This window comes from Streptomyces sp. NPDC090798 (assembly GCF_044768965.1).
Classification (GTDB): domain Bacteria; phylum Actinomycetota; class Actinomycetes; order Streptomycetales; family Streptomycetaceae; genus Streptomyces.
Map to the genome: position 1 here is coordinate 55746 of NZ_JBIVXA010000028.1, position 23256 is coordinate 79001.

Annotated in this window: 19 protein-coding genes; 7 read left to right on the forward strand and 12 right to left on the reverse strand. The window is 70.0% G+C overall.

The features are described from left to right. Nucleotides 1-48: 48 nt before the first annotated feature. The 6 genes from ACIQTP_RS40265 to ACIQTP_RS40290 all read right to left on the reverse strand — a co-directional run bounded on the left by ACIQTP_RS40265 (nt 49) and on the right by ACIQTP_RS40290 (nt 4886). Nucleotides 49-1341, reverse strand: coding sequence for a CAP domain-containing protein (locus ACIQTP_RS40265; protein WP_403409394.1), 1293 nt, complete (start codon nt 1339-1341; stop codon nt 49-51). Nucleotides 1342-1415: 74 nt separating this feature from the next. Continuing rightward, a complete protein-coding gene (locus ACIQTP_RS40270) occupies nt 1416-1736 on the reverse strand; it encodes a DUF1232 domain-containing protein (RefSeq protein WP_403409397.1) in 321 nt (106 codons plus the stop codon). Between the two features lie 88 nt (nt 1737-1824). Further along, the gene (locus ACIQTP_RS40275; protein WP_403409400.1) at nt 1825-2259 is read right to left on the reverse strand and encodes a VOC family protein; all 435 of its coding nucleotides are present in this window, start codon (nt 2257-2259) and stop codon (nt 1825-1827) included. A 45-nt stretch (nt 2260-2304) separates the two neighbouring features. Continuing rightward, nucleotides 2305-3210: an MBL fold metallo-hydrolase gene (locus ACIQTP_RS40280; protein WP_403409403.1), complete on the reverse strand. Its 906-nt coding sequence runs from the start codon at nt 3208-3210 to the stop codon at nt 2305-2307. A gap of 50 nt (nt 3211-3260) precedes the next feature. Beyond that, a complete protein-coding gene (locus ACIQTP_RS40285) occupies nt 3261-3641 on the reverse strand; it encodes a hypothetical protein (protein WP_402034158.1) in 381 nt (126 codons plus the stop codon). Between the two features lie 321 nt (nt 3642-3962). Beyond that, on the reverse strand, nt 3963-4886 hold the full coding sequence (locus ACIQTP_RS40290; protein ID WP_402032658.1) for a MurR/RpiR family transcriptional regulator: 924 nt from the start codon (nt 4884-4886) through the stop codon (nt 3963-3965). Nucleotides 4887-5176: 290 nt separating this feature from the next. Between ACIQTP_RS40290 and ACIQTP_RS40295 the strand changes: the two genes are divergently transcribed. Further along, nucleotides 5177-6328, forward strand: a complete 1152-nt coding sequence (locus ACIQTP_RS40295) for a glycoside hydrolase family 88 protein (protein ID WP_403409406.1) — start codon at nt 5177-5179, stop codon at nt 6326-6328. A gap of 53 nt (nt 6329-6381) precedes the next feature. On the opposite strand, the gene ACIQTP_RS40300 is transcribed toward ACIQTP_RS40295, so the two are convergent. The 4 genes from ACIQTP_RS40300 to ACIQTP_RS40315 all read right to left on the reverse strand — a co-directional run bounded on the left by ACIQTP_RS40300 (nt 6382) and on the right by ACIQTP_RS40315 (nt 12169). Beyond that, nucleotides 6382-7674, reverse strand: a complete 1293-nt coding sequence (locus tag ACIQTP_RS40300; RefSeq protein WP_403409409.1) for a ThuA domain-containing protein — start codon at nt 7672-7674, stop codon at nt 6382-6384. 26 nt (nt 7675-7700) lie between these two features. Next, nucleotides 7701-9923 carry an RICIN domain-containing protein gene (locus ACIQTP_RS40305; protein ID WP_403409412.1) on the reverse strand — a complete coding sequence of 741 codons (2223 nt, stop codon included), beginning with the start codon at nt 9921-9923 and terminating at the stop codon, nt 7701-7703. Nucleotides 9924-9973: 50 nt separating this feature from the next. Next, nucleotides 9974-11362, reverse strand: a complete 1389-nt coding sequence (locus tag ACIQTP_RS40310) for a ricin-type beta-trefoil lectin domain protein (protein WP_403409415.1) — start codon at nt 11360-11362, stop codon at nt 9974-9976. 288 nt (nt 11363-11650) lie between these two features. Next, the gene (locus ACIQTP_RS40315) at nt 11651-12169 is read right to left on the reverse strand and encodes a DUF2231 domain-containing protein (RefSeq protein ID WP_403409418.1); all 519 of its coding nucleotides are present in this window, start codon (nt 12167-12169) and stop codon (nt 11651-11653) included. Nucleotides 12170-12382: 213 nt separating this feature from the next. Here ACIQTP_RS40315 and ACIQTP_RS40320 point away from each other — a divergent pair, with 213 nt between their 5' ends. Further along, nucleotides 12383-13039: a TMEM175 family protein gene (locus ACIQTP_RS40320; protein WP_403409421.1), complete on the forward strand. Its 657-nt coding sequence runs from the start codon at nt 12383-12385 to the stop codon at nt 13037-13039. Between the two features lie 63 nt (nt 13040-13102). On the opposite strand, the gene ACIQTP_RS40325 is transcribed toward ACIQTP_RS40320, so the two are convergent. Further along, nucleotides 13103-14839: a cholesterol oxidase substrate-binding domain-containing protein gene (locus tag ACIQTP_RS40325; protein ID WP_403409424.1), complete on the reverse strand. Its 1737-nt coding sequence runs from the start codon at nt 14837-14839 to the stop codon at nt 13103-13105. 160 nt (nt 14840-14999) lie between these two features. On the opposite strand from ACIQTP_RS40325, the gene ACIQTP_RS40330 reads away from it, so the two are divergent. From ACIQTP_RS40330 to ACIQTP_RS40340, 3 genes are all read left to right on the forward strand, one after another. After that, the gene (locus ACIQTP_RS40330) at nt 15000-15983 is read left to right on the forward strand and encodes an aldo/keto reductase (protein ID WP_403409427.1); all 984 of its coding nucleotides are present in this window, start codon (nt 15000-15002) and stop codon (nt 15981-15983) included. A gap of 930 nt (nt 15984-16913) precedes the next feature. Beyond that, a complete protein-coding gene (locus tag ACIQTP_RS40335) occupies nt 16914-18086 on the forward strand; it encodes an FAD-dependent oxidoreductase (protein ID WP_403409430.1) in 1173 nt (390 codons plus the stop codon). A 222-nt stretch (nt 18087-18308) separates the two neighbouring features. Further along, nucleotides 18309-20750 carry a GH92 family glycosyl hydrolase gene (locus ACIQTP_RS40340; RefSeq protein WP_403409433.1) on the forward strand — a complete coding sequence of 814 codons (2442 nt, stop codon included), beginning with the start codon at nt 18309-18311 and terminating at the stop codon, nt 20748-20750. A gap of 51 nt (nt 20751-20801) precedes the next feature. On the opposite strand, the gene ACIQTP_RS40345 is transcribed toward ACIQTP_RS40340, so the two are convergent. Further along, the gene (locus ACIQTP_RS40345) at nt 20802-21836 is read right to left on the reverse strand and encodes a hypothetical protein (RefSeq protein WP_403409436.1); all 1035 of its coding nucleotides are present in this window, start codon (nt 21834-21836) and stop codon (nt 20802-20804) included. Between the two features lie 239 nt (nt 21837-22075). Between ACIQTP_RS40345 and tgmA the strand changes: the two genes are divergently transcribed. Further along, on the forward strand, nt 22076-22267 hold the full coding sequence (tgmA, locus tag ACIQTP_RS40350) for a putative ATP-grasp-modified RiPP (protein WP_403409438.1): 192 nt from the start codon (nt 22076-22078) through the stop codon (nt 22265-22267). A gap of 15 nt (nt 22268-22282) precedes the next feature. Then, nucleotides 22283-23227, forward strand: coding sequence for an MvdC/MvdD family ATP grasp protein (locus ACIQTP_RS40355; RefSeq protein ID WP_403409441.1), 945 nt, complete (start codon nt 22283-22285; stop codon nt 23225-23227). Nucleotides 23228-23256 lie beyond the last annotated feature (29 nt).

Below are 23256 nucleotides of genomic sequence, written 5' to 3' on the forward strand. Positions count from 1 at the left end.
AACGGCAGATGGGTTGCACGTCACGCGAAGGAAAGCGGAAAAGATCCTTCAGCGGCCGAAAAGCTGCGTCCAGTACGTGCCCGCCGTGCCGCCGCCCGCGAGGCCGATGCCTATGTGGGTGAAGTCGGGCTTGAGGATGTTGGCACGGTGGCCCGGGCTGTTCATCCAGCCGCGGACGACCTCGGCGGGGGAGCGCTGGCCGCAGGCGATGTTCTCCCCGATGGTGCGACGTTCGGAGCCCGCGGCGGCCGCCCGGTCCCACGGCCGGCTGCCGTCGGGGGAGGTGTGGGAGTAGAAGGCGCGGGCCACCATGTCGTCGCTGTGCGCCTGGGCCGCGGCGGTGAGCAGGGTGTCGACGGCGAGCGGCGGCAGGCCGTCCACGGCTCGCTCGGCATTGGTCAGCACGACCACCTCGCCCGCTGTCCGCCGCAGGCCGTCGCGGCTGAAGGGTCTGGCCCACAGCGCCGTCCAGTACATGTCGCCGGAGCGCCGGCCGGGGACGTACGCCAGCCCCGCCTGGCTGTACGCCGGGTTGTACAGCGTGTCGCGGGACTGCTCGGTGGTGAGGCAGTACTCCACGAACTCGCCCGGGGTGCGCGGGCCGGATACGAGATGCTCGCCGACGGTCAGATACGTGTATCCGGCGGACGTGATGCGCTGGTAGACGGAGATTCCCTGGGCGCTCTCGGAGCTGAGGAGCCCGCGTGACGCCATGTCGGAGGCGTGGGCCCGGGCCGCGGTCGCGAGCCGCGCGTCGAGGGAGACGGGTGGGGAACCGGCCGCGCGGCGCACGGAGTTGACCAGGTCGAGAAAGCCGTCCGGGTCGGGAGCCGCCACCGGTGTCGGGTCGTCCCCGGTGGCATCCTCGGCGACCTCGACCCCGAAGTCCCGCGCGATGCCGGCCAGTCCGTCCGCGTATCCCTGGCCCAGTGCGCGCAGCTTCCACGCCGTGCCGCGTCGGTAGATCTCGGCGAGCAGCAGTACGGTCTCCCGCTGTGGGCGCGGGGGTGTGAACCGGGCGAGCGTGTGACCGCCCGGGCCGCTGACGTGCAGGGTGGGAGTGGGCAGCCGCCCCAGCGGCGTACCGGGATCGGCCGGACTGACGACCACGGTGACGCGGCTCGCGCCGGACCGCAGGCGCGGCGGGTCGATGGTGAGGTGCTCCCCGGCGAGCCGGGCGCCCGGCACCGTCGGCTGGTTGTAGAACACGAAGTCGGCGTCGCCGCGCACCTTGCCGCTGTCGTCGGTGATGAGCGCGGAGACATCGAAGGGACCCGGCACCCGGATCGTCAGGGTGCCGCCCGGCAGGGGCACGTTGCCCCCGGGAACCAGCTCGCTCATCGTGCCGCCCGTCGAAGTGCTGATCCTCGCGGACCACCGACCCGGGCGCACCCGCTCCCCGTCCGCTCACCCCGTCAACGTCCCGTTCGCTCCCGTGGGTTCCCGAGCTCCGCGGCCCCGCGCGCGTCGATCGCCTCGGGCGGGCGCAACGACCGCAGTGCGAACAGGAGTACGCCGATGTCGTCCAGGTAGATCGGGTCGGGCAGCAGGTCGGTCGGCAGCAGGAGATAGACGACGGCGCCCCAGAAGACCCAGCGGGACCCCGTCGGAAGTCCGGCGCGCCTGAGGTCGCGGCGGGTGCGCACGAGCCGCACCAGGACCGCGATCGCCACCCCGAGCGCGGCGGCACCCAGGATCGCGACGATGAGGACCACCGTCCATGTCGTGGAGTCCATGAGTTCCGTCCAGAGCTCTCGTAGGGCAGTTCCTCCCCTTCGTGTTCCCGCTCGTCCGGTTCGTATCGCCCCCGAACCAGCGGCCGATTCAGGCCGAGCCGGCGGCGACGCAGAACTCGTTGCCCTCAGGGTCGGCCATCACCACGTGGTGCCCGTCGAACTCCTCCAGGACGGAGCCGCCCGCCTCCACGAGCCGCTCGGACTCCGCCCGGATCCGCGCCCACCGCTCCTCGGGACCGCCGTGCCCCGGCACGCGGACGTCGATGTGAAGGCGGTTCTTCGCCGTCTTCGGCTCGGGAACCTTGAGGATGGACAGGCGGGGGCCGACGCCGTCGGGATCGCAGAGCCACGCGCCGTCGTCCGCGGAGTCGTCCTGCGGAAGGTCGAACTGCGCGAGCCACTCCTCCCGGGTGGTGAAGGGAGCGGGTGGAGGCTCGTCGATGTACCCGAGTGCCGTCTTCCAGAACTCGGCGAGGAGCTTCGCGTCCGCGCAGTCAAGGGTCAGATCGATTCTGGCTGCCATGCCAGGACCGTACTGCGCGCCTCTGACAATCCGGCCGTACGGCTCTTACCCGCCTTCGGGGACGTCACGGCGGCAGAGCACGAAGTCGTCGAAGACGTGCCGTCCGGGGCGGTCGCCGACGGTCTCGATGGCCGCGCGGATGTCGCGCAACTGGTCCGTCGTCATCTGCAGGGGCGGCTCGTCGGGCTGGTAGGTGGTGCGGACGGGATAGTCCACGCCCGGTTGCCGGGTCATCTCGATGTGGCAGCCGAGCACGTGGGTGACCGGCCGTTCGGCACAGAAGTCGACCAGGCGGTCGACGGTGCGGGTGAACGCGGCCCAGTCCTCGACGTACAGACGGCCGGGATAGACCGTGTCACCGGTGAGGAGGAAGCCGGTCCAGGGGTCGAAGAACGTCACCGCGGCCGCGTGGTGGCCCGGCGTGGCCAGGCACTCCAGCACCCGGCCCCCGAGATCGACGCGGGCGACGCCCTCGGGGTCGCCGTCGAAGCCGAAGAACGGCCAGGCCTTGTCGAGGGCCGCGTCGACGACCGTGGTGCCGGGACGGTCGGCGAACTGCCCGTCCCCCGCGACGTGGTCGCCGTGGGGGTGGGTGTGCAGCACCAACAGCTCGTAACCGTCCCGGGGACGGGCGGTCAGCCAGGTCTCCACCAGCTCGTCCACCACCCGCCGCAGCGGGAAGTGGGCGGCCGAGGCCGTGGCACCGGTGTCGATCAGGACGGCCCGTGCCTCGCCGAACAGCAGGAAGAGGAACGGCGCCTCGTAGTCGACGGCCATGTTCTGCCGCAGGATCACCGTGTGCGCGTCGTGGGCGTGGACCTGGATGTCGGGATCGGTGTTGTGCTTGGCCGACGGCGATCCGTGGATCCACCGCACGTCCAACGCCCGCGCGCCCGCGGCCTTCTCCGCCGCTTCAGCGGTCTGTTCGGCCCTCTGCCTCTGGGTGTCCACGACGTCTCCCGGTGATGATCCCGCCGGGACCAGCACCTGGACCCGGGACCTCAGTTTCGCCCGGCGTGGTGGTCGACGAGCGCCTGGGTCACCGCTCGGACGCTGCGGGCGATGTGGTTGAGCTGCAGCACTTCGGCGGCGTACATCTTGATGGTGTGCTCGATGACCGATTCGTGCAGGCCGAGAGCGGGGAGTTCGGCCCGGGCGGTCTGCAGCGCGGTCCGGGCGACCCGGATCTCGTGCTGCACCTGGATCTGGGCGTGCCGGGCGAGCAGCACGGGGTGCTTCATGAGCACCGGGTAGCTCGCGTAGCGGGACGGCACCAGATCGCGCAGCCACTTGGTCGCGGAGCGCTCCCAGTCGAAGCTGCCGGGGGTCTTGACCTGGCACGGCCAGTCCGAGGTGATCGGTGAGTACGTCGTCAGGGCCATGTTCATCGCTTCCGGGTTACGTCGGCGGCAAGGGGTCAGCGGGTTATGGGGCGGCCCCGGTCTAGGGGATGGCCGGGGCCGCCACCACGGGCGCCCGCTCACGCGGGGCCCGTCCGAACATCCGGGGCCCCATGCGGGTAGGAGCGGACGGCCCCGGATGGCCGTAGGACGTGACCCGGAGGCCTCCTGGTCGCATCCGCGAGCAGTATTTATATATACCGCCGGATACGCAAGGACATGAAAAAATTCATGCGCGATATGGGCGAATGATCCCGCGATGCCGTGGTGGCAGGGGGTGTACGGGAGGGGAACCGTGCGGGGTCAGTCCTTGAGGAAGAACTGGTGCTGCTCCGCGATCTGCTCGTACTCCTCCAGCCGGGCCTGCGTCCGCTCCGGATCGGCGTCGGACATGGCCTGGAGGAGCGCCGCCGACATCATCACGGGCGCGGCGTAGGAGTCGAAGACGAGGCGGGCCCCGGTGCCCACGGTGAAGGTGGCGTCGGCCTCGTCCGCGAGCGGTCCGAGCCCCAGGTCGGTGATCAGGGCGACCTTCAGCCCCGCGCTGCGCGCGACCCGCACCGCGGTCAGCGTCTCCTGGGCGTGCCGGGGCATTCCGAAGGCCAGCAGCCAGGTGCCGCCCGCCTCGCGCGACTGGAGCAGCGCGTCGTAGGCGACGCTCCCGCCGCGCGTCACCAGCCGTACATCGGGGTGGATGCGGCGGGCGGCGTACGCGAAGTACTCGGCCAGCGACACCGAGATGCGCAGGCCGAGAACGGTGAGCGGGGTCGACTGCGACAGCGCGCGGCCGATGGTGATCACCTGGTCCGGATCGGCGAAGTCGCGGCGCAGGTTCTCCAGGTTCTCGATCTCGGCGTCCACCGCCAACTGCAGCTCGTTGCCCTGGTCCTCCGCCGGCGCGCCCGGGGTGCTGGAGAGTGTGCTGAGCGCGATGGCCTGCAGTTTCTCCCGCAGCGCGGGGTAGCCGCTGAAGCCGACCGCCGCGGCGAAACGGGTCACCGACGGCTGGCTCACCCCGACGCGCTCCGCGAGATCGGTGATCGACAGGAACGCCGCCTCGGTGATGTGCTCGATGAGGTACTGGGCGATGCGGCGCTGTCCGGGCGAGAGCCGGGGGCCGTCGAACAACTCCCTGAGCTGGGACGTGGGTGCCGCGCCCACCTCCGGAGCCGTCTTCCCCGAGGTGATCGCAGACGCCTGAGCGCGTGCCTGCTGCGGCGATGGCACCGATGTGCCTCCTTCGTGTCCCACGAGAACTCAACATAGCTCACGGACCGTGCTGACCAGGGCAGGGATGACCACACGCCGTAGCTCGACGGGCGTGGAACGTGAGGCCGGGCGCCCGGTGGGCGACATGGCCCGGTATGAGCGGGAAGCCATCCGGCCAGGATTCCGTCCCATGAAGATCGCATCAGAATATGAACCTGGTCTGATTCGCGACAAGTTGACGACGGGCCATGGACACCGGCTGAGACGGGTGTTGAGGATGGTAGTCCCTATCCGTAGGAGTTGTTCATATGCGTAGACGACGCCTGCTGACCGGTGGAGCCGCCCTCGCGGCCGCCGCCTCGCTCCAGCCCGCCCTCACGGAAACCGCGCAAGCCGCTGCGCCCGCCGCGCCGCTGCCCTCCAGAGCCGCGGTCGTCGCCGTTCTGCGGCGCGTGGCCGACCAGTGGATCGGCGCGCACACGGACCCCGGCGACAACGGCTGGGCCAACGCCACCTTCTTCAGCGGACTGCTCGCCCTCCAGCGCCTGACCGGCAGCCCGCGCTATCTGGCGTACGCCAAGAACTGGGCCGAGAAGCACGCGTACGGCCTCAACGGCGGGGTCACCACGCGCCATGCCGACAACCACAACGCCGGGCAGGCCTACCTCGACCTGTACGAGATCGAGCCGGAGGAGAGCAAGATCTCCGCCATCGAGGAGTCGCTCCACCGCATGGTCTACACCGACCAGCCGGACAAGAACGACGACTGGTGGTGGGACGACGCCCTGCACATGGCGATGCCTCCGTTCGCCAGGATCGGAGTGCTCCGCGGCGACCCGCAGTACTGGCAGAAGCTGTACGCCCTCTACGACCACACCAAGCGTGTGGAGGGCGGACCCGGCCTCTACGACGCCGACACGGGGCTCTGGTACCGCGACAAGCGGTTCCTCCCCGGCATCCCCGGCGGGATCCTCTCGCCCGCGGGCAAGCCGGTGGTCTGGTCGCGCGGCAACGGCTGGGTGGCGGGCGGACACACGAAGACGCTCAAGGCGCTGCCGCCCGCCGAGCGGCACACCGGTGAGTACCGCGACACCCTTGTACGCCTGGTGACGGCCGTCGCCGGGATCCAGCGCACCGACGGCTTCTGGAACGTCAACCTCGCCGACGCCACCCATCTGCCCGGCCCCGAGACCAGCGGCACCTCCTTCTTCCTCTACGGCACCTCCTACGCGATCCGGGCCGGCCTCGTCGATCGGCGCACCCACCTCCCGGTCGTGGCCCGCGCCTGGAACGGCCTCGTCACCACGGCCGTACACCCCGACGGCTTCCTCGGCTACGTCCAGAGCGTCGGCGACCGCCCGGAATCCAGTCAGCCCATCACCTATGACAGCACCGCGGACTTCGGCGTGGGCGCCTTCCTGCTTGCCGGCAGCGAACTCGCCCTCCTGGCCAGTCCCTGACGCGACGCACCGGTGCCCCCGCCGCATGCGGCGGGGGCACCGGTGCGTCGCTGTCAGGACTGCGCGGTGAGCGTGAAGCTCTGTGCCGCGGAGCCGTCGCAGGTCCGCTGGGTGAGCTGGACGCTGTTCGTCGAGGCGCTCGCCGCGGTCAGGCACTTGCCGCTGTGGCGAGCCGTGAAGTGGTAGCGCCCGGTGCTCTCCTTCACCGGCAGCCACTGCTGGTTCTGTCCGCCCGAGTAACTCCACAGCTGGAGCGGCGCGTTGTCGGCCGTCGAGACACCGGTCACGTCGATGACCTGCTGTGGGTTGGCACGGATGCCGGCCTGCCGGTACCCGCTGTCGGTCGAGCGGAACTGGAACTGCTGGGCCTGGGTGCCGTTGCAGGCGTACTGCTGGATCACGGTCCCGTTCGCCGTGGCGGCCGAACGGGCGTCCACACAGGTGCCGTTGCCGGCATTGGTCAGCGAGTACCAGGCGGTCTCTGAAGGGGAGTCGGCCGGGGGTGTGCCGGTGTCGGCCCCTCCCAGCCACTTCAGGCCGTCCAGCAGGAACTGATTCTGTGTCGCGCTCGCGAACGTCGACGACAGACGCGTGTTGGTCGTGTAGTTCATCGCGTTGTGGCCGAAGTTCGCGTACAGCATCTTGTACTTCGTGTTGGTCCACAGGATCGGGTAGTAGCCGCTGTACCAGGACTGGTTGGGATCGGTGCCCACCGGGAAGCTACTCGGGTCGATCGAGGCGAGGATCTTGATGTCCGGGTTCTGCCGCAGGTCGTTGGACCAGCTGTACCACTCGCTGACCGACGAGGTGAACGTGGCCGGCAGGTTCTTGGTGGCCGCGTGCGTACGGTCCTCGACCTTCAGGGTCACCGACGTCGGACCCCAGGTGTTCGACTGGAAGTTCCCGGAGCCGAGGAACTGGTTGTGATACCAGGACCAGCTCGCCGCATCCGTCGTGAAGGCGGAGACATGGAAGCCCATGAAGCCGCCGCCACCCCTCATGTACGCCTCGAAACCGGTGCGTTGGGCGGACGTCTGTGGCAAGTCGTCGAGGAAAAGCACGACTTGATACGCGTTGACCCCGCCGTTGGCGAGCAGGTCCCAGTTGGTGCTGGCCGTGTAGGTGAAGCCGTTCGCCGCTGCCTGTTGCGGAAACCAGACGTTGGCCTCCTTGTCGAAGTCGATGTGCGCCGCGTCGTAGGTGCCGCTGTAGAGCGCGAGCACCTTGAACGGGGTCGCGGCGGTGCTCGCGTGGGCGGCGGGCGGTACCGCGAGGCCGAGCAGTGCTGCCAGGAGCAGCAGGATCCGCAGGGCCGCGCGGGTGGAACCGGATCTGATGGTGTGCATCTGCTGATCGATCCTCTCCGTGCGGTCTACGGATAGTTGGTCAAGTAGGCGACGTTCGTGCTGGAGTTGGACGGTCCACCGGTGCTGTTGATGATGTGGCTGATGGTGCCGACACCGCCCAGCGAGACGGTCACCATGTCGTGGAACTTGACCCCGGACACGCTCGGCACCTCGAAGGAGTGATCCGCGACCACGCTGGAGTTGGAGCTGAAGTAGCAGTAGCTGCCAAGTCCCCAGGCCTCGTGGCTGGTGACGGAGGAGGCGACCTTGTAGGCGGGATAGCCCTTCCCGGAGCCGTTCATCCAGGAGGCCTGGTTCGGCGGGTCGTAGGGCATCTCGTTCTGGAAGAAGTACGTTCTGCCGCCGTTTCCGTTCCAGGTGACCTGGGTCTTCTGGTAGTGCTCGACGAACAGGCCGTACGCGGTCACGTTGTTGCCGTTGACGGTCAGGCCGTTGTCCGCCGTGTTGGTCGTCCAGCCGACCGTGCCGGAGTTGCCGTGGTCGGCCCGCCAGATCCAGGTGTGGTCGATGATCGTGTTGGCGCTGTTGATCACCAGCGAGTTGGTCGCCTTGCCGACGGTGGCGCCGCCGATCCGGATGAAGACGTCGGACAACTGCGTCGGGTCGGCCGCGTGGGTGGCGGACGAACCGGACGGCCCGATCTGCATCAGCGTGGAGGAGTTGGTGGTACCCGCGTCGATCAGCAGGCCCGCCAGCTGGACGCCGTCCACGTCAGCGGTGGTGACGGCGGTGATCCCGCCGTCCGGCACGAAGGTGGCCAGGCCCATGCCCAGCACCACCGTATCGGGGCGCGTGATGTTGATCGTCTGGTTGAGGTGGTAGACACCCGGGGTGACCAGCAGGTTCTTGCCCGCCGCGAGGGCGGTGTTCATGTCGGCCGCGGTGGCACCGGGCTTGACGATGTAGAACTGGTCGATCGGCAGGGACTTGCCCGCCGGGGTCTTCCCGCTCCACGTGGTGCCGACGGCGTTGGACTGCAGCCCCGGCACGAACACCTGGTAGGCGCCCGCGCTGTCGACATACAGGAACGGCTTCTCGCGGATCGTCGGCGAGCTGGCGACGTTGGTGTACGTCGGGAAGGACTGGGCGGGCGCGCCCTGGTCGCCGACGAAGACCATGTTCCAGTTGGAGCCGGACCAGCTGCCCATCTGCGAGTTACGGGTGAGGAACTGCTGCTGGGAGCCGGACTGGATCTGTCCGTCGACCTTGGTGTCGGAGATGAAGCCGCCGCTGGACCAACCGCCGTCGTCCAGCGCGAGGTTGCCGCGCACGTGCATGCGCCGGTACGGGGCGGCCTGCGAGACGGCCCAACGGTCGGTGCCACCGGTCGGGTTGACCGACAGGTTCTCGGCGTCGCGCCAGAAGTTCTGCGTGGCGTTGCCCTGGAACCAGTCGGCCTCCGCGTGCACCGCGCCGTTGATGGTCACGTCGTCCGGCGAGAAGCCCAGGCCGGCGACCTGCGTGTAGAAGCCGACGTTGGCGTTGGCGCTGTAGGTGCCGGGCTTGAACAGCAGGGCCTGGCGGGCCGAGCCGAACTGGTTGGTCTCCTGCTGGGAGAAGACCGAGTCCAGCTTGGACTGGATGCTGGACGCCGACATCGACGGGTCGAACACCGTCACGTTGGGACCGAAGTCCGGAGTGCCCGGCGGGTTCGTCGTGCCGCCGCCCAGGGTGAAGGACTGCGCGGCGGTGCCGTTGCAGGTGTACTGCGCCAACTGCACGCTGTCCGCGGTGGAGGCGCTGGGGACGTCCAGGCACTTCCCGCTGTTGCGGTTGACGAAGTGGTAGGCGCCGTCGGCCTCGGCGACGGGCAGCCACTGCTGGTTGTTGCCGCTGGAGTACGTCCACAGCTGGAGGGGCGCGGAGTCGGCGGTGGAAACATCGGTGACGTCCCACGCCTTTGTGGCGTCCAGGTTGCTGTTCACGCGGTAGTAGCCGCCGCTGGTGGCCACCAGCTGCCAGTTCTGGGCGGTGCTGCCGTTGCACGCGTACTGCTGGACGGCGGTGCCGTCGGCACTCGCGGCCGCGCGGGCGTCCACGCACTTGCCGCTGCCCTTGTTGACCACGGTGGTGTAGCCGGTCGGTATCGCCGCCGCCGCGGTGTTCGCCGCGCTCGCCGAACCCTGCGCGGCGAACTCGATGCCGGTCACGGTGGTCGCCGCGAGCGCGACCGCCGTGAGCGCTCTCGGAACGCGATGGCGGCTTGTCAGTCTCTTCCGTCTGAGCACGGATTCTCCTGTGGTGATGGGGGGTGGGGTGGAAAGGTCGGAGGCGTCCGTCAGCCGGTGTACTTGGCGAAGATGCTGGTGAACTGCCAGGCGTTCTGGGCCACACCCGAGCAGGTGTCGTCGTTCGGGTAGCCGCCCGGGCAGGGACGGTCACGGTTGGCCGACCAGAACGTCAGCCGCGCGAGGTGGTGCTGCTGCGCGTAGCCGAGGATGGTCTGGAAGTCGGCGGTGGTGACGGTCTCGTTGTTGTCGGTGATGCCGTTCATGGAGGAGATGCCCATGTCCCGGTACGCCTGGTCGTCGCTGTAGCCGTACGCGTTCTTGAGCGCGGTCTTGAGGCCCTCCGCGGCCCGCTGGGTGAGCGTGCCCATGTTCTGGCCGGCGCCGCCGAAGTCGAACGGCATGATCGTCCAGGCGTCGACGGTCAGCCCGGACGACGCGGCCCGGTTGATCAGGCCGGTGTCGGGGCCGCTCTGCCCGGTGCCGATCGTGACGTACACCTTGATGCCCGGGTTGTTGGCCTTGACGGTCTTGAGCGCGTCCACGGTGCGCTGCTGGACCGTCGTGTTGCTGTATGCGTCGGCCTCGATGTCGATGTCGATCGCCTTGAGCCCGTACGCGTTGATGACCTTCTGGTACGCGCCGGCCAGCTCCCCGGCGCTGGAGCAGGAGCTCTCCAGCTTGTTGCCGCTGTAGCCGCCGAAGGAGGGGACGACGTCGCCGCCGGCCGAGCGCACGGTGTTGATGGTCTGCTGGTCGACGCCGCCGGTCAGCGCGCGGCCGCCGTCCCACTGCGGGTTGCAGTAGCCGTTGCTGAGGACGAAGGCCAGCGTGAACCACTTGACGCCGGTGGCGTTCATGACGGTTGTGGGGCTCGGCGGGTTGCCCCAGCCGTTGTAGAGGTACGGGGCGACGGCCATCGGCGCGGAGGGGGGCGTGCCTCCGCCGTCGGCGGCGGGCGCGGTCCACTTCTGGTTGGCGGCGCCGGTGCAGGTCCAGATCTGGATCGGCGTGCCGTTGGCCGAGGTGTTGCCGGTGACGTCGGCACACTTGTTGGCCTGCGGATTGACGAGGTCGCGGGCGGCGGAGACCGTCCACTTCTGGTTGGCGCCGCCCGAACAGTCCCACAGCTGGAGCTTGGCCCCGTCCGCGGTCGAGTTGCCGGTGACGTCAAGACACTTGCCGAGGGCCCGTACGGTCCCGTCGGAGCCGACGGTCCACTGCTGGGCGGTGGTGCCGTTGCAGTCGTAGAGCTGAACGGCCGTGCCGTTCGCGGAGTTCGCGCCCGCCACGTCGAGGCACTTGCCCGCGAGGCCGGTGATGGTCCCGGTGGCGGCGGAGGCGGGGGAGACGCTCAGGGCGCCGGCGGAGAGAGCGAACACCGCAGTGGTCAGAGTGGCGCGCAGCGCGGTGGAGCGCGCGAGGGATTGTCTTGCCATCAGAGGGTCACAGCCCTTCGGGGAGGCTGAAAGTGGGGGGCGTTCATGTCCGTGAATGTTGAGTGCATTCATGGAGCTGTAGTGATCGGTGAACCTAAAGGTCTGAACCAAGCTCGTCAAGAGATGAAGCAAAGCAGGCTTTGAATTGACCCGGGTTCACAAGGAGTTGAACGCATCGGCCACCCTGGAGACAGTAAACAGCCGAGGCTCCGCCGTGCGGAACCTCGGCTGTGCGGCAAGCGGTTGTGCGGCTAGCGGTTGTGCGGGGCCCGTTGGTGGGGGCCCGGGTCAGTTGCCCTGACTCTGGGCGGTCTTCGAGTAGGCGTCGTGCCAGGCGGCTTTGGCGCCGGAGTCGCCGATGCGGTAGACATCCACCACGGAACCTGCCGCCACGACGAGGGACAGCACGACCGCGGCGATCCGTATCGGCGCGGACGTCAGACGGACCACCGGACCCCGGGTGTCTCCCTGGCCGGGGGCGGTGCGTCGGGCCACCCACCACAGCGCCGAGGACAGCACGAACAGGCCGAGGGCCCATGGCAGCAGACCGTCACCGAGCTGCGCGTGTCGCTGTACCAGGGAGGAGCTGTCGACGTGCTTCTCCAACCACTCTCCCGCCTGCGTCGTGAGGGGCACGCTCACCAGTGTCACGAGCGCGAGCGCCGGCGGCAGGACGCCGAGCCGCCGCGCGAGGTGCGGCCAGATCGCGCAGACGACGAGCGCCAGTGCGCTCAGCGGTACGAGGACGACGACGAAGTGCACGAACAGGACGTGAGCGGGCAGGCCGTTGACAATGCTGGGGCTCATCAGGCTTGTCTCCTGGAGACGTTCGGTCGTGAAGTGGGGGGTGCTCAGGGGCGGCGGTGGTGATCGCCCGGCGCCCGGCGGCTCGCAGCCTGACACAGGAACCTCTCAGCTTCTTCTGAGGCGGAAGTGCACGGGTGTGGCCGCCGGTACTCTGACCGCTTGCCGTCGCCGTTGACGCCGAGAGGCGTTCCTCACACCCCTGGTGCTCTCCTGATGACCAACCGTGTCCCGCGCCTTCCCCGCCGCGACGCCATGATGGATCCCGATCGGCTCGTCACCTTCGGCGACGCGGTGATCGCGATCGCCATCACGCTGCTCGCGCTCGACATCACCGTTCCCGAGGGACTGGCCGACGGTGAGGTCGGAGCCGCGCTGCGGGACGCTCTGCCCAAGTTCGGGGCGTATCTGCTGAGCTTCGCCGTCATCGGTGCCCTGTGGCTGGGCCAGCACGCGCTCTTCCGGCAGATCGTCGCGCTCGACAACTGGCTGCTCCGCCTCTATCTGGCTCTCCTCGCCGTCGTGGCCGCGCTCCCGTTCCCCACGCGCCTCATCAGCGAGTACGGCGGCACCGCCGTGGCCACCTCGGTCTACGCGGCGACGATCGTCCTCGCCGTCGGGCTGCTCACCGCCATGTCCGCCCGCCTGTGGGCCAGTCCGGCCCTTGCCAAGCCGACCGTGCCCCCCGCGCAGGTCAGGCAGTCGGTCCTGAGGGGCCTCCTGACCGTCCTCGTCTTCGCCACCTCGATTCCGATGTCGCTCGCCTCGCCGACGGCCGCCAAGTACTGGTGGCTCCTCACGGTTCCCGCGCGTCTGCTGTTCCGTGAGACGCGCGCGCCCGAACACGAGCAACTGACCGCTGCCGCCGAGTGAGACCACCGCGCTTCGGAGGACCGGACATCAGAGGAGGACCGGACATCAGATGAGGACCGGACATCAAGGGAGGAGCCGGTTGAGGAGGGCCGTGCCGAACAGCCGGTGAGGATCGAGCCGGTCCAGGACGGCGGCCGCCTCGTCCCAGCCAGGGCCCACGCCGTCCCGGAAGGAGGCGGGCACCGTGGTGCCCAGCACCTCCTCGTCGGACCAGGCGGCCTCGTCCGTATAGCCCCAGCCCTTGGACCACTCGACGCGGGTGAGCGCGTACTCGCCGTCGTACGTCGTGAGCAGGAAGTGCTCCAACTCCCGGTTGAACGCCTCCGCGTCGGGCGTCCCGGGCAGTGTCAGCACGTCCAGCCAGACGGCTGTGTCCCATTCGGGGTGGTCGGCGCGGGGGCGCAGCGCGGACAGCAGGGGCGCACAGGCGCCCGCCGAGTCGGCGTCGGACGGGTGATCGAGGCCGGTCACCCGGATTTCCACCTGGCCGTTGACGGGGTAGCGACCCCGGGTGGCGTAGGCGGTGAGCCGCTCGCGGAAGAAGGCCGTGAACTCGGCGATGACGCGCTGCACTTCGGCACGCGAGGTCAGCACCGCGTACCCGTTGGCGGTCACCCGCAGTGTGGTGGGCCTGATGTAGAGCAGCGTGTTCTTCGACGGTCCCCAGATGTCGGCCGACAGGGTGGCGGTCAGTCCCACGGCCGCCGCGGTGAACTGCGCGGCGCCCAGGAGCGGGGCCAGATGCCAGGCCGCGTCGGCCACCATGCGCCCGGCGAGATCGGCGACGGCGGTGGGGATGTTGTCCGAGAAGGGGTAGTTGTACGGGGACCGCACGCGGCGGGAGGCCGGCGGCCGGGTGGGGGCGACACTCCAGACCTTCAGCCAGGGGTGCTCGGTGAACGCGAACCAGATCGCCTCCGCTCGGCCCGACTCGTCCAGGAAGCTCGCGAAGGTGCGTTCGCCCTTGGGGTCGCCCGGCGCGGCGAAGAGTTCGGCGGCGGGAATGTCGGTACGGCTGACGCAGCGCAGACTGGTGTTCGCGCCCACGCGCAGCGTCACCTCGGTGACCAGTGCGCGGCCGAGATGCGCGAGAAGCGCCGCACCGTCGGGGTCGTCCCGTTCGTACGTCCGCGGAACGTAGGCGTCGCTGCCCGCGTCCCACACCACCGCCGTGAGGGACAGGACGAGATTGCTGAGCGAGCCGTAGGTGTGCCCGGGCAGTCTGCTCTCGCCGTGGGCCGGAACGGCCGTGCCGTGCGCGTCGACGGCCAGGGCGCCGCCGAGCGTCAGGTCGCCGGGCGCGGGCGTCGCCGTGAGGCCGAGGCCGTGGTCCTCCAGATACCCGAGCAGTGCTTCCAGCGTGACGCCGGCACCGGCTCGCACGGCGGCGGGGTCGGTGGACTCCAGGGACAGACCGGTGAGATGCCGGGCGGTGTCGACGAGCAGTACGGGAGCGCCCGCCTCGGTCCCCGAGGCGATCGTCAGTGGCGACCAGCCGTGGGAACTGCCCCGGGCCCGCACCGACCAGCCCTGCCTCCAGGCCCAGTTGACCACGTCGGCCACCTGGTCCTGGTCGGCCGGAGCGCAGGCCCACAGCCCGGTGGCGGTGATCTCGCCGACCCAGTTGCGGTACGCCGAGCGGTAGACGTCGACACCCTCGGGGAAACCGGGAAGCTCCGCCGCCGCGGCGGCGCGGTCAGGCAGCTCGAGCGGCAGCAGCGCGGCGAGCGAAGCCGCGCTCAGCAGGAACCCCCGACGGGACCAGGGTGTGCGCCCTTCACTTTCTGAATGGTCGGTCACCCGGTTCACGGTAGGTGACGATTGACACGCATCACCTGTCCGTCAAACGGCCTCACCCGTGTGAGTGAATGACGCGCTGTTGCGTCCGCCTGGGGGGCGCGGGCGGTCGCGGGCGGGGTGGGCGGCCTGCGCGAGCGAGTGGAGATGTCAGACTGACGGCATGGACGAGCGTGAATTCGGCAGGTCAGGCCAGAAGGCATCGGTCATCGGTCTCGGTACGTGGCAGCTCGGCGCCGACTGGGGTGACGTGAGCGCTGCGGACGCCGAGGCGGTGCTGGAGACGGCGGCGGAGTCGGGGGTGACGTTCTTCGACACCGCGGACGTGTACGGCGACGGGCGCAGTGAGCAGGCGATCGCGTCCTTCCTCAGTGCCCGCCCCGACCTGCACGTGATGGTGGCGACGAAGATGGGCCGCCGGGTCGAGCAGATTCCGCAGAACTACGTCCTCGACAACTTCCGCGCGTGGAACGACCGTTCCCGGCGCAACCTCGGCGTCGACCGCGTCGACCTGGTGCAGCTGCACTGCCCGCCGACCCCCGTCTACTCGTCGGACGAGGTGTTCGACGCGCTGGACACGCTGGTCGAGGAGGAGCGGATCGCCGCGTACGGGGTGAGTGTCGAGACCTGTGACGAGGCGCTGACCGCGATCGCCCGGCCGAACGTGGCGAGCGTGCAGATCATCCTGAACCCGTTCCGCATGAAGCCCCTGCGGCAGGTCCTGCCGGCGGCGCGGGAGGCGGGCGTCGGGATCATCGCCCGCGTTCCGCTGGCCTCCGGGCTGCTCTCCGGCAAGTACACGAAGGACACGGTGTTCGCGGCGGACGACCACCGGACGTACAACCGTCACGGGGAGTCCTTCGACCAGGGCGAGACCTTCTCCGGCGTCGACTTCGTGACCGGCGTGGAAGCGGCGGCCGAGTTCTCCGCCCTCGCCCCGGAGGGTGTCACCCCGGCCCAGCTGGCGCTGCGCTGGATCATCCAGCAGCCCGGAGTGACCACGGTGATCCCGGGCGCCCGCTCGCCCGAACAGGCCCACGCCAACGCGACCGCCGCGAAGCTTCCGGCGCTCCCGGCGGAGACGCTGGACGCGATCGCGGAACTCTACGACCGACGGATCAAGGAGCAGGTGGACGGCCGCTGGTAGCACCCCTCCGGGGGCCGCGCGACGGGTGCCGCCGGTGCCCCGGTTCGTCGGGTCCCTGGCCCGGCTCGTCGGACCGCCCCTGGGGGAGTGCCGTCCGCGGCCCCGGCCCCGCACCGGCGGCTTTCGGGAGCGGGTGCCGTCCGCCGTCCCGGCCCCGCGCGGGTGAGCTTCGGGGCCGGTGCCGTCTGTGGCCTTGTCCGCGCGGGTGGACTTAAGAGCGGGTGCCGACCATGGCCTCGGCTTTCCGGGACACCAGGGAGGGGCGGCGTCCTCGGCCTCGGTCGCCGGGGTTGCCGTCGCGTAGGTGTGGCCTGCCGCTGGGTGGTTCGAGGCCGTGTCTCCAGGAGGGGCGTCGGATGGTCGCGCCCTGCCCCTGGGTCCTGGGGGCCTCCGCGTGGGACGGGTCCGTGTGTCACGGCTCCCACCGGATCGGGCCCGCGCGAGCCTGGCCTCCGGGGCCCTCGGCCGCCCGCGCCCGCCTCGGTAGGGCCCGGGCGGGGACAGTAGGCAGTGACCGCCTTCCCCGGACGCCGCTGGACCGCGGTCGGCTGCGAGGGCCGCCGTGCGAGGCCGTCCGCGAGATTTGCGCGGCGGCCATTTTCCGTAGGGCAGCCTTCCGGCCACTCGCGCCATGCTCAGGCGGCGCTGCCCGCCGCAGGGCCTCCAACGTGGCTGCCCGCACCTCCCCGGCAGGGCGCGCGCGGCTTGGCCCCCCATGCGACTGCCTGTCGCCGGTTCTCCGGCGGGCCTCCGCCGTCCTGATCTGCCCTCCGGGCGACAGCCCCGCCTGCCGGTTCAACCCTCCCGCACGCAGAACGGCCAGGCCCTGACGAACGAACATGATCGCAAGGTACTTGTTCGCAACGAACATGTTCGCTACCTTCGTGGAGTGACAGCGGTCCGCGTCACCCATTCCGAAGGAGCGACACCTTGTCCACTCATCACCCCATCGCCGTCGTCGGCGCCGGTCTCGGCGGCCTCACCCTCGCCCGCGTACTGCACCTGAACGGCATCGAGTCCACCGTCTTCGATCTCGACGCCTCACCCACCGCCCGCTCGCAGGGCGGCATGCTGGACATGCACGAGGACTCCGGTCAGGCCGCCCTGCGGGCCGCCGGTCTCCACGACGAGTTCCGGGCGGTCATCCACCGCGGCGGAGAGGCCATGCGCATCCTCGACCAGGAGGCCACCGTCCGGATGGCGGACGACGGCGAGGGCGGCACACGGCCCGAGGTGGACCGGGGAGTACTGCGCGACCTCCTCCTCGGCTCCCTGCCTGACGGCACCGTCCGCTGGGGCGCCAAAGTCACCGGCGTACGGGCGCTCGAGGACGGCCGCCACGAGGCGATGTTCGCCGACGGGCGGACGATCACCGCCGATCTGCTGATCGGTGCCGACGGCGCCTGGTCGAAGGTGCGGCCGCTGGTCTCGGACGCCACCCCCGCCTACCTCGACCTCTCCTTCGTCGAGGCGCACCTCCTCGATGCCGACACCCGGCACCCGGAGAGCGCCGCCGTCGTGGGCAACGGCATGATGTTCGCGCTCGCCGAGGGCCACGGGTTTCTCGCCCACCGCACCCCCGCCGGCTCGCTGCACGTCTACGCCGCGCTACGCACGCCCGCCGACTGGGCCACGTCCGGCCCCATCGACTTCAAGGACATCGAAGCGGCCAAGGCGAGTCTCCTGGAGCACTACGAAGGCTGGGACACGCGGCTGCGGGCGCTGATCGCCGAGGCGGACGGGGAGTTCGTCGCCCGCCCGGTCCACGCCCTGCCGGTCGGTCACCGCTGGGACCGTGTTCCGGGCGTCACCCTGCTCGGAGACGCCGCGCACGTGATGTCCCCGTTCGCCGGCGAGGGCGCCAACCTCGCCATGCTCGACGGAGCCGAACTCGCGACGGCCATCGCCGCCCACCCGGACGACATCGAGAAGGCCCTGACCGTGTACGAGCAGGCGCTCTTCCCCCGCAGCGAGGCCGCGGCGGCCGCATCGGCGGAGAACCTCGACCTCTGCTTCGCCCCGCACGCCCCCCAGCCGCTCGTCGACCAGATGGCCTTCTACCGTGCGGCGGCCGAGACGGCGATGGCGAACGTGACCGATTGAGCCGCAGCCCACCCGCGGGCCCCACATGCCCGAGCTCCGCACCCCCGCCCCACCCACACCCTTCACCACCCCGTAACCAGCAGTCCGCACCTGCCACTTCCGGCTCTCCCGGCCGCCATCTATCCTCGCGCCCGGACCGGCGCCCGAGGCGGCCAGCCGTCGGGGACAGCCCGGTCCGATCCGTCATCGCACCTCCTCGTCCCACGGAAGGTGACATCACGTATGCGCCCCCAATGGCTGCGCACAGCAAGACGGTTCGGCAGTCGCACCGCGAGCGGGTCCGCCGCCGTGGTCGTGACCACGGCGGTCGTTCTCGCCCTCCCCGCCCCGGTGCACGCGGCCGGCCTCCCGCCCCAGCGGCCGGTCTCCACCGTGGACCCGCTGATCGGATCGGCGAACGGCGGCAACACCTACCCCGGCGCCACGCTCCCGTACGGGATGATCGCCTGGTCCCCGACCAGCACCACCGGTGATCAGACCAGCACGGGGGCCGCCAACGGCTACCAGTACGACACCACCCGCGTCCGGGGCCTGAGCCTCACCCACGTCAACGGCGCCGGCTGCAACCCGGGCGCCGCCGGGGACGTACCGATCATGCCGTTCGTCGGTGACGTGACGTCCTCGCCCTCGGCGGACACCAAGGACGCGGTCTACGCCGCCGACTTCACGCACGCCGAGGAGAAGGCCGTACCCGGGCGCTACACCCTCGGTCTCAAGAATGGCGCCACCGCCGACCTGGCCGTCAGCGAGCGGGCCGGTGTCGCCGACTTCAGCTTCCCGAGCGACCGACCCGCCAACCTGCTCTTCCGCGTCTCCAACTCCCTCAACGGCAGCCAGGACGCGCACGTCGACATCGACACCGCGCATCGCAAGGTGACCGGCTGGGTCCTCACCGGCGCCTTCTGCGGACGCCGCGCCAACGGCGGCACGAACAACCGCAAGAGCTACTACAAGCTGTACTTCAGCGCCTCCTTCGACCGTGCCTTCTCCGACTTCGGTACGTGGAAGGACGGCACGCTGTCGACGGGCTCGACCTCCGCCTCGGGAGGCGAGGGGTACGCCACCGGGGCGGACCGCGCGGGCCGCGGTTCCGGCGGATACGTCGGCTTCGACACACGCCCTGACAACGATGTCCACATGCGTATCGGGATCTCGTACGTCAGTCTCGGCGGCGCCGAGGCCAACCTCCGCGGGGAGATCCCGTCGCACGCGAGTGTCGCCCAGGTGGCCGACGCGGGTGCCCGAGCCTGGGACCGTGAGCTGAGCACCGTACGCGTCGGGGGCGGCACCTCCGCCCAGCGCACCACCTTCTACACCGCGCTCTACCACGCGCTGATGCAACCCGACCTGATCAGCGACGCCGACGGCCGGTACTACGGCATGGACGGCGCGGTGCACCGCCTCGCCCGCGGCCAGCGCGCGCAGTACAGCAACTTCTCGGGCTGGGACCAGTACCGCGCCCAGATACAGCTGCTCGCCCTGCTGAAACCGAGGATCGCGGGCGACTTCGCCCAGTCCCTCTACAACTTCGCGCGGCAGAACAACGGGGTCTGGGACCGCTGGGTGCACATCAGCGGTGCCACCCACGTCATGACCGGCGATCCCTCGGCGGCCACCCTGGCCACCTTCTACGCCATGGGCGTCCGCAACTTCGACTACGAGGGCGCCTTCGACTCGCTGGTCCGGCAGGCCACCGTGCCGAACGCCGACGGACTCTCGGACGCGGGCTGCCCCGGACAGTGCGTGGGTCAACGGCCCAATCTCGCCCAGTACTTGACCTCGCACTACGCCGCGCAGGACGTCTGCCACTGCTGGGGCGGCGCCGCCGAGACCCTGGAGGACGCCGTCGCCGACTCCGCGCTCGCGCGGTGGGCGAAGCTGCTCGGCCGTGACCAGGAGGCCGCCGTGTTCGCCGAGCGCGGCGCCTACTGGCGCAATGTCTTCAACCCCGCCGCCACCGCCGACGCGGGCTACATCCAGGCCCGCAGGCTCGACGGCTCCTGGGTGGGCCCGTTCTACCCGGCCGGCGACCTCGGCTTCGCCCAGGGCACCAGCGCCACGTACACCTGGATGGTGCCGCAGGACGTCCAGGGCCTGGCCGCCGCGATGGGCGGCCGGGAGAAGGCAGCCGCCCGCCTCGACGGGTTCTTCCACACGGCGGACGGCTCCTGGTCGGTGCGCGGCGGCGACCCGCAGCGCTATGACCCGACCAACGAACCCGGTATCCACGCGCCCTGGCTGTACAACGCCCTCGGACAGCCCTGGAAGACCCAGGCGACGGTACGCCAGATCCTCAACACCGTGTACGGCACCGGGCCTTCGGGGCTGCCCGGCAACGACGACCTCGGCACCATGTCCGCCTGGTACGTCTTCTCCGCCCTCGGCCTGTATCCCCAGACCCCGGGCAGCGCCTCGATGCTGCTGGGCGCCCCGCTCTTCCCGAGCGCGGTCGTGGACCGTCCGGGCGGCGCCGACCTCACCGTCGGCGCGCCCGGTGCGGACGCCGCACACCCCTACATCGACGCCGTACGCGTCAACGGGCGCCCCACGCAACGCTCCTGGACGGATGCCGATCTGACGACGAAGGGCGGCAGGATCGCCTTCCGGCTCGCCGAACAGCCCAACACCCAGTGGGCGACCGACCCGGCCGGTCTTCCCCGGTGAAACCGGTGGTCTCCCGGGAACAGGCCGTTCCCGGGAGACCACCGGCACGGCTCACTGGCGGGGAGCCGCGCTCCGAAGTGCCGTGATGCAGGAGCCGATCGCCTGCTGGAGCTCCTCCAGGCGCTGCACCATGTCGTCCTCGTAGATGTCGTCGGCGTCGGCGTCGTCGAAGGTGAGCTCCTCAAAGACCTTCGTGGCCCTCTGCAGGCTGCTGTAGAACTTCGTGCGGCGCTCCTGGACGCGCAGTTCGGGGTCAGCCTCGACGGTCTCGACGACGAGGTTCTTCATGGTCTCGTACGCCTCGGTCGCCCACTCGCCGGTGTCCTCGCCCTCGTCCAGCTCGTCGAGGAGGGAGAGGTGGCGCTCGGCCTCGGAACGCAGTTCGGCCGGGGCGTCGAGGGTCTGTCCGGCCGGCGTCCTGATCTGGCCCTTCTCCGCGATCTGGCGGACGTAGCCGATCCGGTCGGCCGCCCTGGTCTCGGTGGCGACCGCCTTCTTCAGCTCGTCGGTGCGGGCGATGTCACGGGCCAGCTCGGCCTGCAGCGCCGGGTCCTCCTTCACCCGGTCGAGGAGCGCGGTCCGGGCCGCCTGGGCCGTGGAGGGGTCGGCGAGGATCGCCGCCCGCAGCGCGGTGGGGTTCTCGGCGACCTCCAGGGCCTTGGTGGGGCGGATGCCCTCGGCCGCGGCGGCCTCGGTGATGGCGCTGCCGCGCTCGGAGGAGGCGCTGGAGCGGGACACGTAGTACGTCTGCCACACCTCGGCGTCCGGCAGCTCGATGTCCTGGCCCGGGACGAGGACTTCGAAGTGCGGGACGAGACCGTCGTCGGCGGCCCTGTCCCACGCCTTGTAATAGCGCATCACCCGTTCGGGGGAACATCCGGCCAGCTCGGCGAACTCCTTCGCGGACACCTTCGGCGTCTCGTCGGCGGACTGCCCACCGGGGCGCACGCTGCGCGCCACCTTCAGGGCGAAGATCCAGCCGCCGGTTCGCGCATAGGCGCCGAAGTCGCGTGCGTCACACGAGATGGGGTCCAACACGCCCTGGATCGGGGCGGATTGGGCACTCGGATCGAGAACTACGGTCACCGGGAACTCTCCTGGGTAAGAACGGCGTTTAGATCACGGAGAATGAAGCCTTGGCCGAAGCTTTGGCCTGGGTCAAACAGACAATCAAGCACACACACGTGCAATACGGAAACAAGTAAGCCTGAAACGACGCGATGTGATGCCCTTCACCCCGATGTGGCGGAAAGTGATGAATTCCTTACGGTCGCGACACGTAGGGAAGGGGGCAGAACATTCGTGAGATGGCGGGAGGATCTTTCGTGCGACCGTTCACCCTCAACTACGCCTTGCCCACGGGGCATTCGGCCGCAATACCCTCGTACCACTTCGACGTGTCCCTGCAGCTGAACGTGCTGCCGGACGGCCGCCCGGCCGTCAGCGACCACGCCCTCCTCTTGGCCACCGGCACGACCACCTCCACCGCCGGTTCCCAGACGCACTTCGACGACTGACGGTCCCTCACTCACATGACGGTACTCATACTCACGGCGGAGCAGGACGTCACCGCCGACATGGTCGTGGCCAGGCTGCACGAACAGGGCGTGCCCATGGTGCGCCTGGACCCGGCCGACCTGCCCGGCAAGGCCGTGTTGTCCGCGGACTACGCGCACGGCGACTTCGACGGTTACCTCTCGGTCAACGGCCATGTGCTCAGCATGGGCGGCCTGCGCTCCGTGTGGGTACGCCGGCCGGGCGAACCCGCGGCGCACGCGGCGGAGCCCTCGCCGTGGCTCACCGCGGAGACCAGGCAGGCCCTGTTCGGCATGCTCTACTCCGCCTCCACCCGCTGGATGAACCATCCGCGCCGGGCCGAACAGGCCCGGCACAAACCCTGGCAGCTGCGGGTCGCCCACAGCAGTGGCTTCGCGGTCCCACCGACCGTGATCACCACCGCTCCCCAGGTGGCCCAGCAGTTCGTGGAGGAGTACCGGCAGGTGGTGGTGAAGTCCGCCTCGGGGCCGCCGCCCGGCGAACCCCCGGTGGCCCTGCCGACCACGTTGATCGGCCCCGACGCGGACTTCTCCGGCGTGGCTGCCGGTCCCGCGCTGCTTCAGCAGTACATCCCCAAGCGGGCCGACATCCGGCTCACCTGTATCGGCAACCAGCTGTTCGCCGCACGGAAGGTCGCCGTGGCCGGACAGGTCGACGGGCGCTTCGGCGAGACCGGACACGGCTGGGAGTCCACCCCGGTGCCCGGTCGCATCTCCCGCGCGGTCCAGGAGTACACCGCGTTCACCGGACTCGCGTACGCCGCCTTCGACTTCGCCGAGGACGAGGACGGCGTCTGGTGGTTCCTCGAGGGCAACCAGGGCGGGCAGTTCGGCTTCATCGAACTGGAAACCGGCCAGCCCATCTCGGAGGCGGTCGCCCTGTGGCTCTCCCAGCGAAGACCAGCTGCCAAGGGTCATTGACGCGCGTCGACCCGGCCTCGTTGACGCGC

Excerpts from the sequence above, each read along its gene's own strand:
- ACIQTP_RS40320 (WP_403409421.1), top strand. The coding sequence starts at position 12,383 with ATGACCAACCGTGTCCCGCGCCTTCCCCGCCGCGACGCCATGATGGAT.
- ACIQTP_RS40330 (WP_403409427.1), top strand. The coding sequence starts at position 15,000 with ATGGACGAGCGTGAATTCGGCAGGTCAGGCCAGAAGGCATCGGTCATC.
- ACIQTP_RS40265 (WP_403409394.1), bottom strand. The coding sequence starts at position 1,341 with ATGAGCGAGCTGGTTCCCGGGGGCAACGTGCCCCTGCCGGGCGGCACC.
- ACIQTP_RS40300 (WP_403409409.1), bottom strand. The coding sequence starts at position 7,674 with ATGCACACCATCAGATCCGGTTCCACCCGCGCGGCCCTGCGGATCCTG.
- ACIQTP_RS40355 (WP_403409441.1), top strand. The coding sequence starts at position 22,283 with ATGACGGTACTCATACTCACGGCGGAGCAGGACGTCACCGCCGACATG.
- ACIQTP_RS40310 (WP_403409415.1), bottom strand. The coding sequence starts at position 11,362 with ATGGCAAGACAATCCCTCGCGCGCTCCACCGCGCTGCGCGCCACTCTG.
- ACIQTP_RS40270 (WP_403409397.1), bottom strand. The coding sequence starts at position 1,736 with ATGGACTCCACGACATGGACGGTGGTCCTCATCGTCGCGATCCTGGGT.
- ACIQTP_RS40340 (WP_403409433.1), top strand. The coding sequence starts at position 18,309 with ATGCGCCCCCAATGGCTGCGCACAGCAAGACGGTTCGGCAGTCGCACC.
- ACIQTP_RS40315 (WP_403409418.1), bottom strand. The coding sequence starts at position 12,169 with ATGAGCCCCAGCATTGTCAACGGCCTGCCCGCTCACGTCCTGTTCGTG.
- ACIQTP_RS40285 (WP_402034158.1), bottom strand. The coding sequence starts at position 3,641 with ATGGCCCTGACGACGTACTCACCGATCACCTCGGACTGGCCGTGCCAG.
- ACIQTP_RS40295 (WP_403409406.1), top strand. The coding sequence starts at position 5,177 with ATGCGTAGACGACGCCTGCTGACCGGTGGAGCCGCCCTCGCGGCCGCC.
- ACIQTP_RS40275 (WP_403409400.1), bottom strand. The coding sequence starts at position 2,259 with ATGGCAGCCAGAATCGATCTGACCCTTGACTGCGCGGACGCGAAGCTC.